Annotated in this window: 19 protein-coding genes; 12 read left to right on the top strand and 7 right to left on the bottom strand. The window is 63.2% G+C overall.

Translation table 11 applies throughout. The features are described from left to right. Positions 1-22: 22 nt before the first annotated feature. Together C3F42_RS24795 and C3F42_RS24800 are read right to left on the bottom strand one after the other, a co-directional pair. The gene (locus C3F42_RS24795; protein ID WP_023630784.1) at positions 23-838 is read right to left on the bottom strand and encodes a VacJ family lipoprotein; all 816 of its coding nucleotides are present in this window, start codon (positions 836-838) and stop codon (positions 23-25) included. Next, positions 831-2,129, bottom strand: coding sequence for a serine/threonine protein kinase (locus tag C3F42_RS24800; protein ID WP_031315201.1), 1,299 nt, complete (start codon positions 2,127-2,129; stop codon positions 831-833). Before C3F42_RS24800 ends, C3F42_RS24795 begins: the two co-directional genes overlap by 8 nt. Before the next feature lie 217 nt (positions 2,130-2,346). Here C3F42_RS24800 and C3F42_RS24805 point away from each other — a divergent pair, with 217 nt between their 5' ends. Further along, positions 2,347-2,700, top strand: a complete 354-nt coding sequence (locus C3F42_RS24805; RefSeq protein ID WP_094011836.1) for a hypothetical protein — start codon at positions 2,347-2,349, stop codon at positions 2,698-2,700. Between the two features lie 114 nt (positions 2,701-2,814). Here C3F42_RS24805 and C3F42_RS24810 read toward each other — a convergent pair whose 3' ends face one another. Beyond that, positions 2,815-4,362 (bottom strand): beta (1-6) glucans synthase, encoded by a 1,548-nt coding sequence (locus C3F42_RS24810; RefSeq protein ID WP_094011837.1) that lies wholly within the window; start codon positions 4,360-4,362, stop codon positions 2,815-2,817. A 222-nt stretch (positions 4,363-4,584) separates the two neighbouring features. Here C3F42_RS24810 and C3F42_RS24815 point away from each other — a divergent pair, with 222 nt between their 5' ends. The 9 genes from C3F42_RS24815 to C3F42_RS24855 all read left to right on the top strand — a co-directional run bounded on the left by C3F42_RS24815 (position 4,585) and on the right by C3F42_RS24855 (position 16,863). Next, positions 4,585-5,445: a glycine betaine ABC transporter substrate-binding protein gene (locus C3F42_RS24815; protein ID WP_104445032.1), complete on the top strand. Its 861-nt coding sequence runs from the start codon at positions 4,585-4,587 to the stop codon at positions 5,443-5,445. A gap of 192 nt (positions 5,446-5,637) precedes the next feature. Beyond that, on the top strand, positions 5,638-5,949 hold the full coding sequence (locus C3F42_RS24820) for a DUF485 domain-containing protein (protein WP_023629970.1): 312 nt from the start codon (positions 5,638-5,640) through the stop codon (positions 5,947-5,949). Beyond that, a complete protein-coding gene (locus C3F42_RS24825) occupies positions 5,946-7,610 on the top strand; it encodes a cation acetate symporter (RefSeq protein ID WP_038706600.1) in 1,665 nt (554 codons plus the stop codon). Before C3F42_RS24820 ends, C3F42_RS24825 begins: the two co-directional genes overlap by 4 nt. A gap of 199 nt (positions 7,611-7,809) precedes the next feature. Further along, positions 7,810-8,289 carry a CS1 type fimbrial major subunit gene (locus C3F42_RS24830; RefSeq protein ID WP_023629971.1) on the top strand — a complete coding sequence of 160 codons (480 nt, stop codon included), beginning with the start codon at positions 7,810-7,812 and terminating at the stop codon, positions 8,287-8,289. 86 nt (positions 8,290-8,375) lie between these two features. Next, complete coding sequence (locus C3F42_RS24835; protein WP_104445033.1) at positions 8,376-10,886, top strand: CS1-pili formation C-terminal domain-containing protein; 2,511 nt, start codon at positions 8,376-8,378, stop codon at positions 10,884-10,886. Positions 10,887-11,054: 168 nt separating this feature from the next. Continuing rightward, on the top strand, positions 11,055-11,789 hold the full coding sequence (locus C3F42_RS24840) for a pilus assembly protein (protein ID WP_094011840.1): 735 nt from the start codon (positions 11,055-11,057) through the stop codon (positions 11,787-11,789). 212 nt (positions 11,790-12,001) lie between these two features. Next, positions 12,002-12,994 (top strand): hypothetical protein, encoded by a 993-nt coding sequence (locus C3F42_RS29660; protein ID WP_256586231.1) that lies wholly within the window; start codon positions 12,002-12,004, stop codon positions 12,992-12,994. A gap of 30 nt (positions 12,995-13,024) precedes the next feature. Beyond that, positions 13,025-13,651, top strand: a complete 627-nt coding sequence (locus C3F42_RS24850) for a response regulator transcription factor (RefSeq protein ID WP_023630062.1) — start codon at positions 13,025-13,027, stop codon at positions 13,649-13,651. A gap of 83 nt (positions 13,652-13,734) precedes the next feature. Beyond that, a complete protein-coding gene (locus C3F42_RS24855) occupies positions 13,735-16,863 on the top strand; it encodes a transporter substrate-binding domain-containing protein (RefSeq protein WP_158659590.1) in 3,129 nt (1,042 codons plus the stop codon). A gap of 19 nt (positions 16,864-16,882) precedes the next feature. Here C3F42_RS24855 and C3F42_RS24860 read toward each other — a convergent pair whose 3' ends face one another. Then, a complete protein-coding gene (locus tag C3F42_RS24860) occupies positions 16,883-17,035 on the bottom strand; it encodes a DUF3309 family protein (RefSeq protein ID WP_023630061.1) in 153 nt (50 codons plus the stop codon). A gap of 211 nt (positions 17,036-17,246) precedes the next feature. Here C3F42_RS24860 and C3F42_RS24865 point away from each other — a divergent pair, with 211 nt between their 5' ends. Together C3F42_RS24865 and C3F42_RS24870 are read left to right on the top strand one after the other, a co-directional pair. Then, positions 17,247-18,059: an SDR family oxidoreductase gene (locus tag C3F42_RS24865; protein WP_094011842.1), complete on the top strand. Its 813-nt coding sequence runs from the start codon at positions 17,247-17,249 to the stop codon at positions 18,057-18,059. Between the two features lie 128 nt (positions 18,060-18,187). Beyond that, positions 18,188-18,373, top strand: coding sequence for a carbon storage regulator (locus tag C3F42_RS24870; protein WP_023630059.1), 186 nt, complete (start codon positions 18,188-18,190; stop codon positions 18,371-18,373). Between the two features lie 7 nt (positions 18,374-18,380). Here C3F42_RS24870 and C3F42_RS24875 read toward each other — a convergent pair whose 3' ends face one another. The 3 genes from C3F42_RS24875 to ngg all read right to left on the bottom strand — a co-directional run bounded on the left by C3F42_RS24875 (position 18,381) and on the right by ngg (position 21,757). Further along, positions 18,381-18,608 (bottom strand): YheU family protein, encoded by a 228-nt coding sequence (locus C3F42_RS24875; protein ID WP_023630058.1) that lies wholly within the window; start codon positions 18,606-18,608, stop codon positions 18,381-18,383. 128 nt (positions 18,609-18,736) lie between these two features. Next, on the bottom strand, positions 18,737-19,921 hold the full coding sequence (locus C3F42_RS24880; protein ID WP_023630057.1) for an osmoprotectant NAGGN system M42 family peptidase: 1,185 nt from the start codon (positions 19,919-19,921) through the stop codon (positions 18,737-18,739). 90 nt (positions 19,922-20,011) lie between these two features. After that, positions 20,012-21,757 (bottom strand): N-acetylglutaminylglutamine synthetase, encoded by a 1,746-nt coding sequence (gene ngg / locus C3F42_RS24885; RefSeq protein ID WP_104445036.1) that lies wholly within the window; start codon positions 21,755-21,757, stop codon positions 20,012-20,014.

Consider the following 21,757-nt stretch of genomic DNA (forward strand, 5'->3'; position numbering starts at 1 on the left):
CCGCGTAGCGGCCCCATGCTTACTATTCGGCGATCTGCAACTTGCGCGACTGGGTATACACGTATCGCAGCTTCTCGTACTCGAACGGCGAGTTGGTCTGCCCGTAGCGGAAGTTGGTGGTGTAGCGCTTGTCCACCGCCCGCAGGACGGTCAGTTCCGGGTGGTCGCTGGCGGTCTCGGGCACGTTCAGGTAGTTGATTTCCTTCTCCCCCACGTAATCCACCACCAGCCCGGTGGTGTCGCGCAGGTTCGACGGCCCGAAGATCGGCAGCATCAGGTACGGTCCGTCCGGCACCCCGTAGAAGCCCAGGGTCTGGCCGAAGTCCTCGCTCTGCCGAGGCAGGCCCATCTTGGTCGCCGGGTCCCACAAGCCGCCGACCCCGATGATGGTGTTGAACATCAATCGGGCGGTGATCTGTGCCGAACGCTGAGGCTTGAGCTGTAGCACACTGTTGAAAAGGTTGGGCACATCACCCAGGTTGTTGAAGAAGTTGCTCACCCCGGTGCGCACGAAGCTGGGGGTGATGTAGCGGTAGCCGTCGACCACCGGCAGGAACACCCATTGGTCGAAGCGGTAGTTGAAGTGGTAGATGCGCCGGTTCAGCGACTCCAGCGGGTCATAGATGTTCAGCGCGGCCAGGGTCGAGCGTTCGAATTCGCGCTGGTCCAGGCCGGGATTGAATTTCAGTTCGCGCAGCGGGTCGACGAAACCGTCCGATTCCACGGTGAGGGTTTCGGTCTTGTCGGCCTCGACCACGCTGGCACGTGGCGCGACTTCCTCGGCCAGGGCGCAGCCGCTGGCGAGCAGGGCGGTGACGAGCAGCAGTCTGTTAACCACGGAAGAACTCCAGCATGGCGTCGCTGTTGACGCGGTAGTTGAGGTTGCCGCAATGGCCGCCATGGGGGTAGAGCGTCAGGCGTTCGCCGAATACCCGGCGCAGGAAGCCGATATCGCCTGGGCCGAGAATCACATCGTCGGCGTTATGCATCACGGCGATCTTCGGGTTGTCACGCAGATAGTCCTCCAAGGCGTACAGGCTCACCTGGTCGATCAGTTGCAGCAAGCTGTTGCCGTCGGTGCGCGCGCGCCACATCGGGATCACCTGCTCGGTCAGGTAGCAGTCGAAGTCGCACTGCAGGGCCCGTTTGAAGAAGGGTTCCAGGCTGCTGCCCTCGGTGATCGGGAATTTAGGCGGAATGATCAGCCCGCGACGGTTGATCAGGTCGGAGGTAAAGGCGATGTCGGCGGCCGAGAAGCGGAACGAGGTGCCGATGAGCATGGCCATCTGCTCGTTGGACAGGTGCTCCCGCGACTTCTGGAAGTCGTAGAGCAACGCATCATTGAGGTCGATATAGCCCTTGTCCTGGAAGTAGCGGGTGAGCTTTTCCAGCATCAGTTCATAGAAAGTGGTGCTGCGGTCGATGCCCTTGACCCGGGTCTGCACCAGCTTGTCCAGGTTGGTGATCGAGGTGTAAAGGTTGACCGGCGGGTTGAGCAGCAGCACACGCTTGAACTTGAAGCTTTGGCGGGTTTCGTCGAGCTTGCTGACGAACGCCGCGTCCAATGCACCCAGGCTGTAGCCGGTCAGGTAATACTCGCTGACCGGCAGGCGTGCCTGCTGGGCGCGCACCGCCTGCATGACCCGGTACAAGTCCTTGGCATCTTCGCTCGACACCCCAGGGGTAGCGAAGCGCGAGGCGGCGCTCATGAAGTCCCAACTGGTGGGCGAGGACAGCTGCACCACATGGTAGCCGGCCTGGTAGAACAGCTTCTTCAGGTATTCGTTGATGCTGCTGGAGTAGGGCGCGCCGGTGCCGGCGATCAGGAAGATCAGCGGCGCTTCGTGATCTTGCCTGGCCAGGCGGTAGCGCAGCTTCTTCACTGACCAGAAGTTGTCGGGCAGGGTGAACTCGCGTTCCGGGCGCAGGGTGAGGCTGTAGTCGGCCTGGTCGATGTCATCGTCGCTGGGCAGCGTCGGGCGCTTTTCCGGCGGCGTGGTGGCGATGGTCGCCTCGAACGGGTTGGTCAACGGGTAACCGTAGCTCGCGGCATCGACATCCCGCGCCGAGGCGGCCGCAGCCATGAGCAGGCCGCCGAGCAGGGCGGCGAGGCGCAAAGATCGAAGCATGTAGTCCCCCAAGGAAAACGCAAGGTCGTGCATTACGCAGGCTAGGACCACTGCAGACTGTACAAAGTTGCCCGTCGCCCTGTCGTTCGTCGCACCAGATGTTGCCGCGCCAGCCAACGTTTGTCTTGTGCAACATAGCTGCTAGGCCATGATTTTGCCTTTCAGCACTGCGCTGGGGGATCATGCAGCGTTTCCATTACCGCTGTTGGAGAACCGGATGTCTCGTACGTGGCCACTCTATGTCCTGCTGGCGTGCCTGGGCCTGTGGCTGGCGGCCAGCTATGGCGTGCGTTATGGGTTGATGGAGGATGCCCGGTGGGTCGGGTTGTGCAGTGCGTCAGGGGATACCTGGCAATGCCAGGCGCGATCATTGCTCGGGTTGGCAATCCACTTTCAGGTAATGGCCTGGGCGGCACTGGGCCTGGCGTTGGTCTGCCAGTTGTGGCCGGGGCGGGGCGGCTGGTGGCTGGCGGTGCTGGCGTTGGTGTTTGGGGGGCCGGCACTGGTGCTGTATACCGCGAGCATCGCGGTGTTTGCGTTGGTGCTGGCGGGGTTGCGGCTGGTGCGGTAAATGCGCGGCCGCTGGGCGGCCCTCGCCGGTAAGCCGGCTCCCACAAGGTCTGACACGCTTATCTTTGGGAGCCGGCTTGCCGGCGAATCGAGGACGAAGTCCTCGCGCTGGGTTTCACGCCGGGCGCAACCTCAGGCTGCGCCACAACGCCCCGACCATCAATACGCTGACCACCGCCCACCCCCACGCCTGCGGGTTCTGCAGCCCTTCGCGGAACAACTGTGGCGCCACCCCGGCACCCACGATGAAGGCGAGCAGGGCCACCTCGGCTCGCCGCGCCGGGACTGGTCGCAACAGATAGACCAGCGACGGCAGCAGCAACGCAGCGCTGGGAAAGCTGCGATAGCGGGGGTCGAATACCATCGCCAGCATGCTCACCGCCCCCGCGAACCCTGCCGCCAGCAACCATAAGCCTGCGTGCGCCTCGAGCCAGGCGAACAGCCGCTGGCGCCAGCCATCACGCCGGGCCAGCGCCAGTGCGCCGTGGGCCAGCACCAGCAGGTTCAGCCCGGCCAGGGCGAATGCCCATAACCACTCGCCGGCAAAGCGGGCATTGGTGCGAACCAGCTCCCCCCACAACCCCAGGCAGCCGGCGCCCAGGGCCACGAGCAACGGTAGCAGCAAGGTGGCGCGCTGGTCGGCTGGACGCCCGGCCAGGGCAAGGACCGCCAGCATCAGGGCCACGCTGGCCAGCAACCAGTGTGGCCACAGTGCCAGGTTGCTCACCGGCCCTTCGAGCACGCCCTTGTCCTGGCGGTCGGCGTCGTACAGCCCCCAGTAGCCGCCCACGGCGCCTTCGCTGGCGCGCTTCCACGGCTGGTCGAAGGCTTCGATCAGGTTGTAGCGCCAGCCGTTGGCTTCGGCCAGGGCGACGAAGCCGCGGATGAAGCGGGCCTCGTTGACCCGGCTCGGCTCGGCGGTTTCGCGCTGGCGGCCCTCGCTGGGCCAGCCGGTTTCACCGATCAGGATGTCCTTGGGCGCAAAGCGGTTGCCGAATACCTGGCGCACCTCGGCGACATGGGCCAGCGCCGCATCGATGCCGCGGGGCTCGTCCTCCCAGTAGGGCAGCAGGTGGATGGTCAGGAAATCCACCGCCGGTGCGATCTGGGGATGCTGCAGCCAGAACTCCCAGACATCGGCATAGGTCACTGGCACGCTGACCTGGCTTTTGACCTTGGCGATCAGGCCGGCCAGGCGCTCGCCGGTGATTTCCTTGCGTAGCAGCGCCTCGTTGCCGACGATCACCGCGCTGACCACGTCGGGGTTGGCGTTGGCCGCGGCGATCAGCAACTCTACTTCCTTGTCGGTGTCCAGCGGGTTGGCGTTGACCCAGGCGCCGAGCATCACTTTCAGCCCGTGCTTGCGCGCCAGCGCCGGGATCGCCTCGAGGCCGGTCATCGAGTAGGTACGGATGCACTGGAAACGCTCGCTGAGCAACGCCAGGTCGGCATCCATGCGCGCCGGGCGCAGGCGCAACGGCTGGTCGAAGGGCGACTGGTCCTTGTCGAAGGGGGTGTAAGAGGCGCACTGCAGCTTGTGCGTCGGGCTAGCGGCATCGGGCAGGTGCACGGGCCTGCCGAGCCCATACCAGAGGGCGGCGAGAAAGAGGAAGGCGAGCAGGCTGGCGAACAGGTAGAGCGTGCGCAACATCGGGCGGTCCATCGTCGTATTCGGGAGCTGGGGCTACTGCGCGGCCCCTGGGACCCGTGATAGTAGCCCGGCGCCAAGCATTTGGCATGCAAGGATCGCGCAGGCTGCCCTGACTGGGTGACGCTAATGGCACAGTGCTGTCGCTGATCGCTCGCTGAACGTCGCTGCCAGAGCAGGTCGCAGGCGCAGGCAGGTCGATGATGCAATCTCCAAGACCTGACGAGGGATGCTTTGATGGCGACTATTACAAGAATGCGACGTTTCCTGGGCGTGAGTACCGCCCTGGTTTTGGCCATGAGTACTGCGCAGGCAATGGCCAAGGAAGTCAGCATCGGTTACGTGGATGGCTGGTCCGACAGCGTCGCCACCACCAACGTGGCCGCCGAAGTGATCAGGCAGAAACTCGGCTATGACGTGAAGCTGCAGGCCGTTGCCACCGGCATCATGTGGCAGGGCGTGGCCACCGGCAAGCTCGATGCCATGCTCTCGGCCTGGCTGCCGGTGACCCACGGCGAGTACTGGACCAAGAACAAGGACAACGTGGTCGATTACGGCCCCAACTTCAAGGACGCCAAGATCGGCCTGATCGTCCCCGAGTACGTCAAGGCCAACAGTATCGAAGATCTCAAGACCGATCAGAGCTTCAAACAGAAGATCGTCGGGATCGATGCCGGCTCCGGGGTCATGCTCAAGACCGATCAGGCCATCAAGGACTACGGCTTGACCGGGTACAAGCTGACCGCCAGCTCCGGCGCGGCGATGACTGCGGAGCTGGGCCGCTCCTACGCTAAACAACAATCCATCGCCGTGACCGGCTGGGTACCGCATTGGAGGTTCGCCAAATGGAAGCTGAAGTTCCTCGAGGATCCAAAAGGCGTGTATGGCGCCGCTGAGACGGTCAACAGCATCGGCAGCAAGGAATTGGCGAGCAAGGCTCCGGAAGTTGCCGAGTTCCTCAAGAAGTTCCAGTGGCAGTCCAAGGATGAGATCGGTGAGGTGATGCTGGCGATCCAGGAAGGCGCCAAGCCCGAGGCGGCAGCCAAGGACTGGGTGGCCAAGCATCCGGAGCGGGTCAAGGAGTGGACCGGCAAGTAAGCGCTGGAAGAATCGCGGGCAAGCCCGCTCCCACAAGCATCGTGGGGGCGGGCTTGCCCGCGATGCGTTTGCGGTTGTTGCAAATTTTGCAAAACACCGTTGCATCTAAGACTAAGGTCGTCTGGTTGGCGTCCATCGGCAGAATAAAGTGGAGTCGGGTTCTCCCTAATCTGTGCTGCTAGGACAAAAACAATGAACGACAGCATTTACCAATCGATACAGAACAGTCCGCGCTTCAAGGAACTGGTCACCAAGCGCGAGCGTTTCGCCTGGATTCTCTCGGCGATCATGCTCGGTCTCTATTGCGCCTTCATCCTCCTCATCGCTTATGGCCCGCATGTGCTGGGTGCCAAGCTCAGCGCCGGCTCGTCGATCACCTGGGGCATCCCCCTCGGTGTCGGGCTGATCCTCTCGGCATTCGTGCTCACCGCGCTCTATGTCCGCCGCGCCAACGGCGAATTCGACGAGTTGAACAAGGCGATCCTCGAGGAGGCCAAGCAATGATCCGACACGCCAAAACCCTGGCCGTCCTGGCCTGCGGTGCCTTCGCACCCGCCGTGTGGGCCGCCGATGCCTTGACCGGTGAGGTGCAGAAACAACCGCTGAACGTCGCTGCCATCGCCATGTTCGTGGCCTTCGTCGCTTTCACCCTGGGTATTACCTACTGGGCCTCCAAGCGCAACAAGTCCGCGGCGGACTATTATGCCGCCGGCGGCAAGATCACCGGTTTCCAGAACGGCTTGGCAATCGCCGGTGACTACATGTCGGCAGCCTCGTTCCTGGGTATTTCCGCCCTGGTGTTCACCTCGGGCTACGATGGCCTGATCTACTCCATTGGCTTCCTGGTCGGCTGGCCGATCATCCTCTTCCTGATTGCCGAACGCCTGCGCAACCTGGGCAAGTACACCTTCGCCGATGTTGCCTCGTATCGTCTCGGTCAAAAGGAAATCCGCACCCTGTCGGCTTCCGGTTCGCTGGTGGTGGTGGCGTTCTACCTGATCGCGCAGATGGTCGGTGCCGGCAAGCTGATCGAGTTGCTGTTTGGCCTGGACTACCATGTCGCAGTGATCCTGGTCGGTATCCTGATGTGCCTGTATGTGCTGTTCGGCGGCATGCTGGCCACCACCTGGGTGCAGATCATCAAGGCGGTGCTGTTGCTGTCCGGCGCCAGCTTCATGGCATTGATGGTGATGAAGCACGTCGGCTTCGACTTCAACACCCTGTTCTCCGAAGCGATCAAGGTACACGCCAAGGGCGAGGCGATCATGAGCCCGGGTGGTCTGGTCAAGGACCCGATCTCGGCCTTCTCGCTGGGCCTGGCGCTGATGTTCGGCACCGCCGGCCTGCCGCACATCCTGATGCGCTTCTTCACCGTCAGTGACGCCAAGGAAGCCCGCAAGAGCGTGCTCTACGCCACTGGTTTCATCGGTTACTTCTACATCCTGACCTTCATCATCGGCTTCGGCGCGATCCTGCTGGTCAGCACCAACCCCGACTTCAAGGATGCCGCCGGCGCCCTGATCGGCGGCAACAACATGGCAGCGGTACACCTGGCCGACGCGGTAGGTGGCAGCGTGTTCCTCGGCTTCATCTCGGCAGTGGCCTTCGCCACCATCCTCGCGGTGGTCGCGGGCCTGACCCTGGCTGGTGCCTCGGCGGTGTCCCATGACCTGTACGCCAGCGTCTGGCGCAAGGGCAAGGCCAACGACAAGGACGAGATCCGCGTGTCGAAGATAACCACCGTCGCCCTGGGCGTGCTGGCGATCGGCCTGGGCATCCTCTTCGAGAAGCAGAACATCGCCTTCATGGTCGGCCTGGCCTTCTCCATCGCCGCCAGCTGCAACTTCCCGGTGCTGTTGCTTTCGATGTACTGGAAGAAACTGACCACCCGCGGCGCCATGATCGGCGGCTGGATGGGCCTGGTCAGCGCGGTGGGCCTGATGATCCTCGGCCCGACCATCTGGGTGCAGATCCTCGGTCATGAGAAAGCCATCTATCCCTACGAGTACCCGGCGCTGTTCTCCATGATCATCGCCTTCGCCGGTATCTGGTTCTTCTCGGTCACCGACAAGTCCAAGGCAGCCGAGAACGAACGTGCACTGTTCTTCCCGCAGTTCGTCCGTTCGCAGACCGGCCTGGGGGCCAGTGGCGCAGTCTCGCACTGATACCTCGCGCGGAACACACAATGCCCCGGCCAATGCCGGGGCATTGTGCTTCCAGGCTTGTGACATGACTTGCCGCTAGGAAATTTCTTAGGCTCGCTCGGAACGGTCTTAGTCATCGTCGTGACGTATTCACCAATACTTCTCCTCACCCGCTGGCCATGCGCCGGCAGGCATTGACCACTTCAAGGAGATCAGATTCGTGAAACGTACGTTACTCGCCCTTCCCCTGGCCATGTTCTTCGCGGGCTCCGCTTTTGCGGTGGACCCGATCGAGAAGCAGGTCCAGGTGACTGCCCAGGTGCCGACCGACGCTTTCTTCGTCGAACCGGTGGGCGGCAACTGGATGAACGACCCGCAGGAAATGGCCTGGAACTCGTATCAGGCCAAGCTCGATCCGATCCGCAAGGAATTGCAGGTCAAGAGCACTGTGGGCCCGATCACCGCCTATCTGGTTTCGCCGGCGGTCATCGCCAGTGGCACCGAAAACATCGGCCTCGACGTCAAGGTCGGCGACACCGTGTTGCAGACCACCCCTGCCGAAGTCGTCAGCGCCACCCAGGCGGCACCGGGCGCGATCATTGGCTTCGAGGTGGCGGCCCAGCCTGCGCCAGCTAGTGGTTATGTGCCGGGCAACTACCAGGGCCTGGTGAGCATGATCTTCGAAACCGCCGCACCCTGAGTCCTCTCTCTTCGTTCATCCGTTGTTCCCCCTGACCCTCGGCTCCCGCCGAGGGGCGGGTGGGTATTGCCTGCAAGCGACGCCTCATGACCAATCATTCCACCCTGGCGGCCATGGGCCGCTGGTTGCTGTTGCCGGCCTGGCTGGCCGTCCATTCGCCCGCCAGCCAGGCCGCCGGCAATGCACTTGGTGCCCTCGATGGCCTGCCGCGCGAGTTCGAAGCACATTTTTTTGATGTGCCGCTGGCAGTCCGGGTCGACCTCGATGGGCGCTACCTCGGTGATGCCATGGTGGTGCTCAGTCGCGATCAGCGCGTGCAACTGCTGGAGTTCACCGATACCCTCGACAGCCGTGAACCGGAAAGCCTGCGCCGCCGCTGGCGCGAGCGCCTGATTGACGGCCGTCCGTTGGGGGACTGTCGCGCCGATTGCCCCGACGGCCTGCGCGCGGTGCACTACAGCCTGGTGAACTCGCAGCTGTCGCTATTGACCGACCAGGCCGAGATCTCCGATGTCAGTGAACGTTTTCATCGTCAGCCGGAGCAGGGCAGCTATGGGCTGCTGCTGCGCAACCAGCTCAACCTGGTCAATGACGGCCATGCCACCAGTGGTCGTTATGCCTTGCAGGGCCAGGGCAGCGTGGGCAACTGGACCACCTTGGCCGACGGCCAGCTCGACCGGGGCAGCGACAGCCGCCAGGGCACGCGCCATCGGGTCGACCAGTTGTATGCCGAGCGCCTGGTGGAAAACCAGTTCTATCGGCTGGGATACTTCACTCCCAGCGCCCAGGGTTTGACCCGCCAGCCGCGGTTGATGGGCTCCAGGGCTGACACCACCCTTGGCCTGATGCTTGGCAGCAGCGACAGCCTGACTATCGACACTGGCGCACCCAGTGCCACGCCGATCTACGTGACCCCCAATCGTCCAGCCGTCGCCGAGGTCTATCGCAATGGCGTGCTGATCAACAGTCAACCGGTGCAGCCTGGTTTGCAGGCCCTCGACACCAAAGTGCTGCCCGGAGGCATCTACGAAGTCGAGGTGCGCCTGGTCGAAGACGGCCAGGAAACCTCGCGCAGTCAGGAATTCATCTACAAACCCAGCAACTGGCGCAGCACCGACGCGCCCTGGCGCTACAACCTGTACCTGGGGCGCCAGAGCACGTTGTTGAGCAACTGGGAGCGGGGCAACGACGACAGCCTCGCCGCTGGCGTGCTGGCCAACTACATGCTGCATCCGCGGGCGATCCTGGGCTTGTCGGCGCAGCGCGTCGATGACGCCCTGCAGTATGGCACCTCGCTGGACTGGGACATGCGGGAGCGGTTCAAGCTTTACGCCAACCTGTTCCAGACGCAAGGCCAGGGCAACGGCTACGACTTCCAGCTGATCCATGCCTATGACAGTGGCTCGTTTGTTGCCAGCCACAGTCGAACCTGGCTGGCGCGCCCTGAATGGCGTCGCCTCGATGATGGAGCGTCGCGGCCATTCCAGGCACGCCAGACGCAGTCGTCCCTGTCGCTGAGCCATCGCCTCGATCCGCGCAATACCGTCAGCATGCGGCTGTCGCAGGCTGAAGGCGCCAATGCCGGCACCGGTCTCGACCTGGGGTGGTCGTACTATGGCCGGCTGCTGGGCTCCGATGCCAACTGGCGGTTGTCGCTGTTCGATCGTCCAGGAACGGCAGCCACCGGCGAGTCTCGCAGCCGCGGCGTCAACTTGAGCCTGAGCATGAGTCTGGGTGGCGGCAGTGGTCGGCGTGTGTCCGCCAGTGTCGGCAGCCGCACCTCGCGCGACGGTGGTCGCGACCTCAACGCCTCGCTGGCCTACCAGCAAGATGTCGATATCGGCCCACTGCGCAGCGTCGGCGCTACGCTCACTGCGGACCGCTACGGCGCAGGGCTTGGCGGCGACACCCAGTTCGAGAACCAGGTCGTGCACGGCGACGCCTATATCCAGCGTTCGTCCTACAGCGGCGACTTCAACGGTGGCCTCAATCTGCAGAGCATGTTGGCCGTGGGAGCTGGCAAGGCGGCCATGAGTGGTCAGTACCTGCCGCACCAGGCCGGGCTGATCGTAGATGTCGAGACCGATATCGACGGGTTGAAGCTGCGCGCCGACGACCGCCATGGCGGTTCCGCCAACCTGCGGCCTGGGCGCAACGTGATCCCGGTTGCAGCCTACAAGGCCGGGCATGTGCAGTTCGACTTCGAGGGCAGCGCGGGCACCGCAGCCGTCATCCAACCCGCGAGCCTGGACTATCACCTCAACCGTGGCGGCATCGAATACCGTCAACTGCGGGTGTTGCGTACCGTTACCGTGTTGGGGCGCCTGTTTGACGAGCATGGCAAGCCGATGCGCGGCGCCCAGGTGATCAATCACGCCAGCCGCAGTGTTACCGAAACCGATGGCTTCTTTGCGGTCGAGATGAGCGAGTCGACCCCTAGCCTGGAGGTTCGCCAACAAGGGCGAGCGGTGTGTCTGCTCAGCCTGGACATCAACACCCTCGAGCGCGAGGACGATGTGCTGCTGGCTGGCGATCAACGTTGTGTGCCTGGGGTGGCGCAGGTCGAAGCAGCGGTTGCACGCAATGGGCAGGGTTAAGCCGTTCAGTAAGACGCATCTCAGGTGATAGCCCTGCACAGAGCAAAGGCCTACTGCCGTTTGGGACGTTTCAGGTTGCCATGCGGGAAGGATCCCGCTGGTTCGGCCATGGCCACGGAGCCACTCCCCATCAATACTTTCCCGTCAATGACGCACGGAGTTCGCATCATGAATATTTTCCGCCTGCTGGCCTCGACACTGCTGACGCTGCCCCTGGTCGCCAGTGCCGCCCCCGAGCTCAATGTCGGCGCGCTTTACGACTACATTGACGGTGACAAGAGCACCTTGCTCAAGCGGGTACGCAACAGCGGCGACACCACTGCGTTCGTCAAGGTCAGCGTCGCCGAACTGGTGTATGACGCAACTGGCGTTGCCCGTGAAATTGTCACTGATGGGCTGCCACTGGAGCAGCGCGGCTTGGTCGCCAGCCCGGCGCGGCTGATCGTACCCGCCCAAGGCATGCAAGCGGTACGCCTGCTTTACCGTGGCTCACGGGAGCAGGAGCGCTATTTCCGTCTGCGCTTCGTGCCGGTGCTACCGGAGCAGGGCGATGGTTTCATGGTGGATGAGCAGGAGGCTGAAAAGTACCGTGACAGCCTCAAGGCTGGGGTCAATCTGCTGGCCGGATATGGCTCGCTGTTGTTCGTCCGGCCTGCCGAGACACGTTATCAGACCCACGTAGGGCGCGCAGGCGGACAACTGACGGTCGTGAACCAGGGTAATGCCACGGTCGTGCTCGATCATTTTCGCCTGTGCCAAGCCGCAGGGCAGAAATGTGGGCCCGCCACCAAACACCACATCCTGCCGGGTCGCACCCGACAGTTCGATGGGCAGGTCGGCAAGGTGCATCAGCTCGAGTTAATCGAGGGCGGTAATGCCAAGGCAATGGTGGTGGAGGGATGATCGTGCGTTTTTCTTCCACCAGACAGCGAGGGTGGGCGCGCTGGGGCTGGGCGATTGTACTGTGCGGGGTCATGCCAGTGGCCAGCGCATTGGAAGTGACTATCAGCGCACAGTATCGGGGTGGCGGATCAGGTCGCTTCGAAAACACAACCCCACCGGGTGGGGTGTGCAGGTACTGGCCTGCCACGTGCGGAGGGGTCACGACGGTCGACTTGCCGATTACCTTCACGAAAAAAGCGGTACAGGAGGCGGCGGATCCGCGCGACGAGTTCTTCCTGCAGCTTCCCGGGCGGCGTGAGGTGGATGTCTACCACGATGAAACCGGTGAGCCGCGACGAATGAGCTTCGAGTGGACGTTGTTCAGCGTGGTTGCCAAGAGCGCAAGACTCGATCGCAATCCAACCTATAGCCGGATACTCGGAGGATGTGTTTCCGGTGGTGGAGCGTCCGGCGGTTGGGGGGATGGCAGGGCTCGGGTGCTTTGGCGTCTCAGTGATTCGCTGACGCCTGGAGCTTGCTGGTCGCGTAGCACCTATGCCCCCGCAGGCACTGTGATGCAGGCTGACGTGGAAGAACTCAGTGTGGGTTTCAACCTGAACATACCGCCACCTTACCGGCTCAAGGCCGGCAAGTACCGGGGCTTCACCACCTTTCGCATCGGACCGGGCGGTGATTTCGACTTTGGTAACGATGTCAGCAACCTGAGTGGTGACAGCCTCACCGTCAATTTCGAACTTGATGTGCAGCACGCCTTCATGTTCGAGTTTCCACCCGGCTCTGATCGCGCTGTGCTGGAGCCCAGGAACGGCTGGCAGGCCTGGTTGGCAGGTGGCAAGGCGCCGCAGCGCATCTATCGCGACCTGCCGTTCAGGGTGTGGTCCACCGGCCCGTTCAAGGTCTACAAGCTTTGCCAGCACGACATGGGCGCGCATTGCGCGATCAGCAGTGACGAAGGGGAACAGGTGGCCGTGGAGGTCGCCGTGAGTCTGCCTGCGGGTATCCAGCACCGGGGCCAGGCGGTGGAACGCCTGCAGTTGCCTACTGGCCGCTTCGCGGCGCTTCAGTTCGAGGCCGCCATGCCAACGCTGAACCGACCAGGCCAGTTGCATTTCGAGGTGGGACGCAATGATGTACAAGCGATGCTCAAGCACCCTGGCAGTAATTATGCCGGCCAGGTCACCGTTGTCTTCGACGCCGAGCTTTAAGCGGCTGACGTAGCGCGCGAGGTAAACGCTATGCACAGAGCCCTTGTGGTCGACGACCACCCTTTCATCCGCAGCACTGTCTGTATGCTGCTGCGCCAGCAACGCCTGGAGATCATCGGCCAGGCCGACAATGGCATCGACGCGGTGCGCCTGGCCCGTGAGCAGACACCGGACCTGGTGATTCTCGATATCGCCATGCCGGGCCTGGACGGGCTGGAAGTAATCGCCCGGATCAAGGCCCTGGGGACGCTCACCCGTATAGTGGTGCTGACCTCGCAACTGGCCGAGTCCTACTCGTTGCGCTGCATGCAAGCTGGGGCCGTTGGGTATGTGTCCAAAACCGATGATCTCGATGAACTCGGCAAAGCGGTACGCGCAGTTCTGTCAGGCTACAGCTACTTTCCCGAAGTGGCGCTCAGCTCGGTCAACCGCCGCGACCTGCAGGCAACCGAGGCACAGTGCATCGCCAGTTTGACCGATCGCGAGTTGATGGTCCTCCAGCACCTGGCGCGAGGCTATAGCAACAAGGCCATCGGCGAGGCGATGTTGCTGAGCAACAAGACCATCAGCACCTACAAGATTCGCCTGCTGGAAAAGCTGCGACTCAGCTCGTTGATCGACCTGGCGGATTTCGCCCGTCGCAACGCGCTCATCTGAGCGCGGTCCCCGTGTTCCTGCGTGCCTTGCTGATAGGGATACTGGGGGGGCTTAGCTACCTGCCAACTTGCGGGGCCGTGCAATTGCATGCACGTCCCGCCCCACAGACGCCGCCGCCGGCCCTGGATAACGAGGAACTGCGTTGGCTGTGGGAGCACCGCGAGTTGCGCCTGGGCGTGATCGCCCGTGACAATCCACCGTTCGACATGCTTACCACAGGGCAGGCCTACGAGGGCATCACCGCCGACTACGTCGGGCTGCTGGCGAGCCAACTGCGCCTCGAAGTGCAGTTGCAGGTGTTTGCATCGTTCGCCGAGGCGGCAGCTGCCCTGCGCCAAGGCAGTATCGACCTGCTCGGGTCCGTCAGCCCACAGCAGGCGCTTGAGGCAGGTTTGCATCTGTCTGCGCCCTATGCTCAGGATCGCCCCTTGCTGGTCGCCCCGCAGCAGCATGCGCGGGAACGAGTCAGCAGGGGCGCCAGCTTCAGGTTGGCGCTGGTCGACGGATACCGCCCGCGTGAACAGGTTCAGGCGTTGTACCCCTTGGCCGAAATCCAGCTTCATCCCTCGCCGTTCAGTGCCTTGGCGGCCCTCGCCTTGGGTGACGCCGACCTTTATCTGGGCAGCACGCTGGGAAGCCGTTATCTCCTGGGCCGCAACCAATGGAACGGTGCCGAGGAAATTGGCCATGCGGCCCTGGCCCGCCAGGCTGTCGGTTTTGCCATGGCCCGGGACAACAAGGCGTTGATCGGCCTGGTGGATCGGGTACTGGACGGCCTTGGTGATCAGCATGCGGATATTCACGAGCGTTGGCACGCCCGACCTGCTGCCGTGCACAGGTCGCCAGGCATCCCGCTGAGCGATGCCGAGCGGCACTGGCTAGCCGAAAACCCACGCATCAAGGTCCTGGTGAATGAACAGGCGATGCCGCTGAGCTATCGCGATGGTAAAGGGCAACTGCAAGGGCTGAGCCTCGATCTGTTGCAATTGCTTGGTCGGCGAACGGGCTTGGAGTTTCAGGTCGAAGCAGGTGGTACTACGGCACAGATGGTCGAGCAGGTGCGTATGGGAAAGGCACAACTGATTGCCGGCCTGCCCTACAGCCCGGCGCGTGGAGAGCGCCTGGGATTCAGTCGAGGCTATCTGAGCTCTGCGTATGTACTGGTGATGCAGGGGCACGCCGACCGGCCAGCTGAGCTGGCCCAGCTGAACGGGCGGCGGCTGGCACTGGAGGAGGGCAGCTTGGCGCAGGTGTTGCTGGCCCAGGCGTATCCGAGGGTCGTACAGTCACCGGTCAGTGGCGCATTGGAGGCGGTACACGCGGTGGCCGCCGGGAGGGTCGCGGCAGCCGTTTTGCCCCTCGACCAGGCCCGCTTGCTGGTCGCGCGCTGGTACCCGGGGCGGCTGCGGATCAGCAGTCTGGCCTTGCCAGCGGCGCATTTCGCGTTCGCCAGCAGCCCGGGGACGGTTCATCTCCAGAGCATCCTTGACAAGGCAATGCTCGACCTTGCCCCACGCGAAATCGATGCTTTGGTCCGGCGCTGGCGCAGTCCGCTGATCGTTGCCGCCAGTGCCTGGCAGCGGTACCGGCCTCACCTGCTGCTGGGATTTCTCGGCGCTTTTGTCGCATTGGTGGTGGCGCTGCTGTGGATCCGCTACCTACGCCGTCTGCAGGTGCAGCTGCGGCGGGCCAAGCAAGGGGCCGAGGCAGCAAGCCACGCCAAGACGCATTTTCTGGCAGCCATGAGCCATGAAATCCGTACGCCGTTGCATGCCCTTCTGGGCATGCTGGAACTTGCCCAGCGCAAGGCGGGCCAGGGCGTGCTCGATCACTTGGCCATCGAGGTGGCCGCTGACGCTGCCCGGGGACTCCAGGAGCTGATCGGCGATATCCTCGATGTAACCCGTATCGAGGCGGGCGAGTTGCAGTTGACGCCGGCAGTGGCATGCCTGCGCCAACAGGTGTCGCAGGTTATCCAGTGGTTCGACCACCAGGCCCGTGACAAGGGATTGCGGCTCGATCTGACTGTTGAGGGAGAAGTTGACCGCCCGGTGCTGCTTGACCCGGTGCGCTTTCGGCAGGTGTTGGCGAACCTGTTGAGTAATGCGATCAAGTTCACCCCGCAGGGGCGGGTACAGGTGAGTGTCTGTGCTCAGTCCCGCAGCGATCGCCTGGTGGTACGCCTGATCGTCGAGGACACCGGTATCGGCATTGCCAAGGCCGAATTGGCCGAGCTGGGCCAGCCCTTTCGCCAGGCCAGCAACCAGTCCCAGTCCCCGCGCTGCAGTACCGGGCTTGGCTTGGGCATCTGCCGCAGCTTGTGCCAGATGATGGGCGGTGACTTGCAGTTGAACAGCGAGCTGGGCAGGGGCACCCAGGCGCAAATTCACCTGGAGCTGCCAATTCCCCCACTGGATCCGTCAGCGACCGTGGTTGAGCCATGCAGTGATGCCCCTTCGGATGCTGTACCGCTGCGCGTGCTGGTGGTGGACGATTATCCGGCGAATCGATTGCTGTTGGCTCAGCAACTCGACTACCTAGGGCATCAGGCGCGGGTTGCCGAAGATGGAGCGCAGGCTCTACGGCTGTGGTTGAACGAGCACTTCGATGTCGTCATCAGCGATTGCAGCATGCCGCGGCTCGACGGTTATGGTTTGGCCAAGGCGATTCGTCTGCATGAGCGACGCAAGGGCCGGACCGCGTGTCGGTTGGTCGGGCTCACCGCCAGCGCGTTGGCGGACGAACGACGGCGATGCCGTGCGGCAGGCATGGATGATTGCCTATTCAAACCCCTAGGCTTGCAGGCGCTGATTGGCGCCCTGGGCGGTAGTGTTGCGCAGCAGGGCAAGCGTCTGGGGGCTCAGTGCGCGGACAAGGCGGTGTTCGATTTCGAGCATTTGCGACAGTTGGCGGACAATGATCAGGGCGCGCTGGAGGCGGTGCTCGCCGACCTGCGTCGCAGCAACCGTGATGATCTCACCCGCCTGGCAGATTCAGCCGAGGACCCAGTGGCTCTGGCGGTCTTGGCGCACCGGGTCAAGGGCGGCGCACGCATCTTGCGCGCGGTTGACCTTATCAACGCCTGCGAGCGGCTCGAAGGCAGTTGTGCCCGCGAGCCCTTGGATCTTGAACGACTGCGCCGAGATGCTCAGGCCTTGCATGCGGTGATGCAAGACCTGGAGCGCTATCTGGCCAGTTTCACTCAGGGATGAGCCTCATGCCAGACCGGGTTCATATCCTGCCAAGCAACAAGAGGATCAACAGGACCACCAGTACCACCCCGATAATGCCGGACGGGCCGTAACCCCAAGCGCGGGAGTGAGGGAAAACCGGTAAGCCGCCGATCAGCAGCAGGATCAGGATGATGATGAGTATCGTGGTCATGGCGAAGTCCTTGCGTTATGGAAGGGCTGGGGCATAGCGGTAGCCGCTTAATGTTTCCGACCGGTGCCTTTGGATAAAAATTCAATCCACCTGCCTGGCGATTTAATGGCCTGCCGCCCGATGGCGCCGTATTCAGCAGTTTGATGCCGTACCGGCAGCCGGGGTGTTGTGGCTAGACTCCAGCCATTCCCACTGTTCAAGGCGCTGCACCATGCACAACCGAATGATGATCACTGGCGCCGGCTCCGGCCTTGGCCGCGAGATTGCCCTGCGCTGGGCCCGGGAGGGCTGGCATTTGGCCCTGGCAGACGTCAATGAGGCGGGGCTGCGCGAGACCCTGGCCTTGGTGCGCCAGGCGGGTGGCGACGGCTTCACCCAACGCTGCGACGTGCGCGATTACAGCCAGCTTACCGCCCTGGCCCAGGCTTGCGAGGAGAAGTTCGGTGGGGTCGATGTGATCGTCAACAATGCCGGAGTGGCCTCTGGTGGCTTTTTCGCCGAGCTGTCCCTGGAGGACTGGGACTGGCAGATCGCGGTCAACCTGATGGGCGTGGTCAAGGGCTGCAAGGCGTTCCTGCCACAGCTCGAGCGCAGCCGCGGGCGAATCATCAACATTGCCTCGATGGCGGCGCTGATGCAGGGGCCGGGCATGAGCAACTACAACGTGGCCAAGGCCGGCGTATTGGCGCTCTCTGAGAGCCTGCTGGTGGAGCTGCGTCAGGTGGAGGTAGCGGTGCATGTGGTGTGCCCGTCATTTTTCCAGACCAACTTGCTCGATTCGTTCCGTGGGCCAGATCCGGCGATGAAGGCGCAAGTGGGCAGGCTATTGGAAGGCTCGCCGATCAATGCGGCCGATATCGCCGAGTACATCCATGCTCGGGTGGCTGCTGGAGAGTTCCTGATCCTTCCCCATGAAGCCGGGCGACAGGCCTGGAAACTCAAGTGTCAGGCGCCTCAGCGGCTATACGATGACATGGCGGACATGGCGGTCAAGATGCGGGCAAAGTCGCGTAAAGCTAACTAATCAGAGAGTTTCTGTAGGTTTTCTTTACCTTCACAAGTAGGAAATGTCTATTTCTGCGACGAAGGATTGAGTAGGCGAAAGCTGGCGAGGCAGTCTCCGATTTTCCCTTGAGCGAGAGGCAACGGAGCATGCTGGTTATCGGACGCGAAGTGGGCGAAGTCATCGTCATTGACGGCGGCATCAGGATTCAGGTGATGTCGGTGGAGAACGGCCAGGTGCGCTTCGGCATCTGCGCTCCTCGAGATGTTGAGGTGCATCGGATAGAAGTCTACAAACGTATCAAGGCCCTGGAGCTACAGAAGCAGCGGGCCTGACGGGCCGTTACTCCAGCAGTTCCCGCGGCACTTCATGCCGGGCCAGCAACTGGCATTGCTGGCTTTCCAGGTCGAACAAGATGAACGCCTGCCCTTTGGCCAGTGCCTGGCGTACCCGAAGCACCCGTGTTTCCAGCGGTGTGTCGTCGCCATTGTCGGTGCCGTCGCGGGTGACGAAATCCTCGATCAGGCGGGTCAGGGTTTCGCTTTCGAGTTGGTCGTGGGGAATCAGCATGGGATTGCGCAGTGGTGAAGGGAATGAGCACATGCTACGTGAAATCATCTGTCATGCGCAGTCGATTGGCGTAGGAGGTCTGTGTAGGAGCGGCGCAGCGTCGCTCCTACAGATTGTGCACATCGCTATCAGCCCTTGTTGCCCACCAAGCTGTCCACCGCCGGCACCCTGGTGTCGCTTTCCATCTGCGCATCGTGCTCCAGCTGGTGGCTGAAGCGCTCCAATGAAGCGTTGGCTGGCTGTGAATCGCTGGCGAACACCGGCGGGCTCAGCAGGTAGGCACCGAGCAGCCGGCTGAGGGCCGCCAGACTGTCGATATGGGTGCGCTCATAGCCGTGAGTGGCGTCGCAGCCGAACGCCACCAGGGCGGTGCGGATATCGTGCCCGGCGGTCACTGCTGAGTGGGCGTCGCTGAAGTAATAGCGAAACAGGTCGCGGCGCACGGGCAGGTCGCGGTCACCGGCCAGTTTCAGCAGGTGGCGCGACAGGTGGTAGTCGTAAGGTCCGGACGAGTCTTGCATGGCCACGCTCACCGCGTGCTCGCTGGACGCCTGTCCCGGTGCCACCGGCGCGATGTCGATACCGACAAACTCGCTGACGTCCCACGGCAGGGCAGCCGCGGCCCCCGAGCCGGTTTCCTCGGTGATGGTGAACAACGGGTGGCAGTCGATCAGCGGTTGCTGGCCGCATTCCACCACGGCCTTGAGCGCTGCCAGCAACGCCGCCACGCCGGCTTTGTCGTCCAGGTGACGTGCACTGATATGGCCGCTTTCGGTGAACTCAGGCAAGGGGTCGAAGGCGACGGAGTCACCGATGGCGATGCCCAGTGCTTCACAATCGGCGCGGGTGGTGCAGTAGGCGTCCAGGCGCACCTCCACATGCTCCCAACTGATCGGCATCTGGTCGATGGCAGTGTTGAAGGCGTGACCGCTGGCCATCAACGGCAGTACGCTGCCGCGGTACACGCCCGTGTCGGTGAACACGCTGACCCGGCTGCCCTCGGCAAAGCGGCTCGACCAGCAGCCCACCGGTGCCAGGGCCAGGCGGCCATTGTCCTGTAACTGGCGAACGCTGGCGCCGATGGTGTCCAGATGCGCCGAAACGGCACGGTCGGGCGAGCTCTGGCGGCCCTTCAGCGTGGCGCGAATGGTACCGCGACGTGTCAGCTCGTAGGGGATGTTCAGTTCATCCAGGCGCTCTGCGACGTAGCGCACGATGGTGTCGGTGAAACCGGTGGGGCTGGGGATGGCGAGCATTTCCAGCAGAACGCGTTTGAGGTAGTCGAGGTCAGGTTCGGGGTGTTTCTCAGGCATCAGGATTACTCCTTTGTTTCGAGGGCCTCATCGCGGGGCAAGCCCGCTCCCACGCGATTGCGTGGGAGCGGGCTTGCCCCGCGATGGATTTCAGGCCAAAGCCCGGCTATGCGGGAACAACAAGTCGACGAAGCGCTCGGCCGTCGGTTGCGGTTCATGATTGGCCAGCCCGGCGCGCTCGTTGGCTTCGATGATCACATAGTCCGGGTGCTCGGCATCGCGGACCATGAAGTCCAGGCCGACCACTGGGATCTCCAGGGCGCGGGCGGCGCGCACGGCGGCATCGGCCAGCACCGGGTGCAGGCGCTCGGTGACATCCTCCAGGGTGCCACCGGTATGCAAGTTGGCGGTGCGACGCACGGCCAGGCGTTGCCCGGCGGGCAGGATGTCGTCGTAACCCAGGCCCTCTGCTTTGAGCGTACGTTCGGTCTCGTCATCCAGCGCAATACGGCTCTCCCCGCCCGTGGCGGCCTGGCGCCTGCGGCTCTGCGCTTCGATCAGGGCACGGATGCTGTGCTTGCCGTCGCCGATAACGTGAGCCGGATGGCGAATCGCCGCGGCCACCACTTCGAAGCCAATCACCACGACGCGCAGGTCGTAGCCGGCATGGAAGCTTTCCAGCAGTACACGGTTGTCAAAGCGCCTGGCCTGTTCCACGGCGTTGCTGACTTCCTCGATCGTCGTGAGGTTGACCGCCACCCCTTGGCCCTGCTCGCCATCAACCGGCTTGACCACAACAGCGCCATGCTCTTCGAGAAACGACAGGTTGTCGTCGGCGTTGCCCGCCAACTGCTGCGCCGGAACCTGCAGGCCGGCATTGTGCAGGGCGCGCTGGGTCAGGCGCTTGTCCTGGCACAGCGTCATGGTCACCGCGCTAGTCAGGTCGCTCAACGATTCGCGACAGCGGATCCGCCGCCCACCCAGGCTGAGAGTGAACAGGCCGCTGGCGGCATCATCGACCTGCACCTCGATGCCACGTCGCAGCGCTTCGTCGACGATGATCCGCGCATAGGGGTTGAGCGTCGCCTCGGGGCCGGGGCCGAGGAACAGTTGCTGATTGATGCCGTTCTTGCGCTTGATGGCGAAGGTCGGCAGGTTGCGGAAACCGAGCTTCTTGTATAGACGCTTGGCCTGGCGGTTGTCGTGCAGCACCGAAAGGTCGAGGCAGGCCAGGCCGCGGCTCATGAAGTGCTCAATGAGGTGGCGCACCAGCACTTCGCCGACGCCGGGACGCGTGCACTGAGGATCCACCGCCAGGCACCACAGGCTGCAGCCGTGTTCAGGATCATCGAAAGCCTTGCTGTGGTCCAGGCCCGTGACACTGCCAATCACTGCTTGGCTGTCCTCGTCCTCGGCCAGCCAATACACCGGTCCGCCGAGTTCTCGTGGGGTCAGCAGCTCGGGGTCGACCGGCAGCATGCCGCGGGCCTGGTACAACGTGTTGATCGCCTGCCAGTCCGCTGGCCCCTGCGCCCTGCGGATGCGAAAACCACGGAACACTCGTTGTGCAGGACGATAGTCGGTGAACCAAAGGCGCAAGGTATCGGAAGGGTCGAGGAACAACTGCTGCGGCGCCTGGGCCAGTACCTGTTGAGGCGCCGCGACATACAGGGCGATGTCGCGCTCGCCCGCCTGCTCCTGCAGCAGGTCTTCAGCCAGGCTGAGCGGATCGGGGTAGGTATGCCCGATCAAGAGCCGTCCCCAGCCACAGTGCAGCGCCCGTGGCCTGTCGTGAGGCTCGCTGCCATCACCGGCCAGGCGTGCCTGCAGACGCTCGTAGGATGGCGCCTGGCCGCGCAGCAAGCGCTGGCCGTAGGCGATCTCATGGGCTTTCAT

This window comes from Pseudomonas sp. PONIH3, from assembly GCF_002934345.1.
In the GTDB taxonomy this organism is placed as follows: domain Bacteria; phylum Pseudomonadota; class Gammaproteobacteria; order Pseudomonadales; family Pseudomonadaceae; genus Aquipseudomonas; species Aquipseudomonas soli.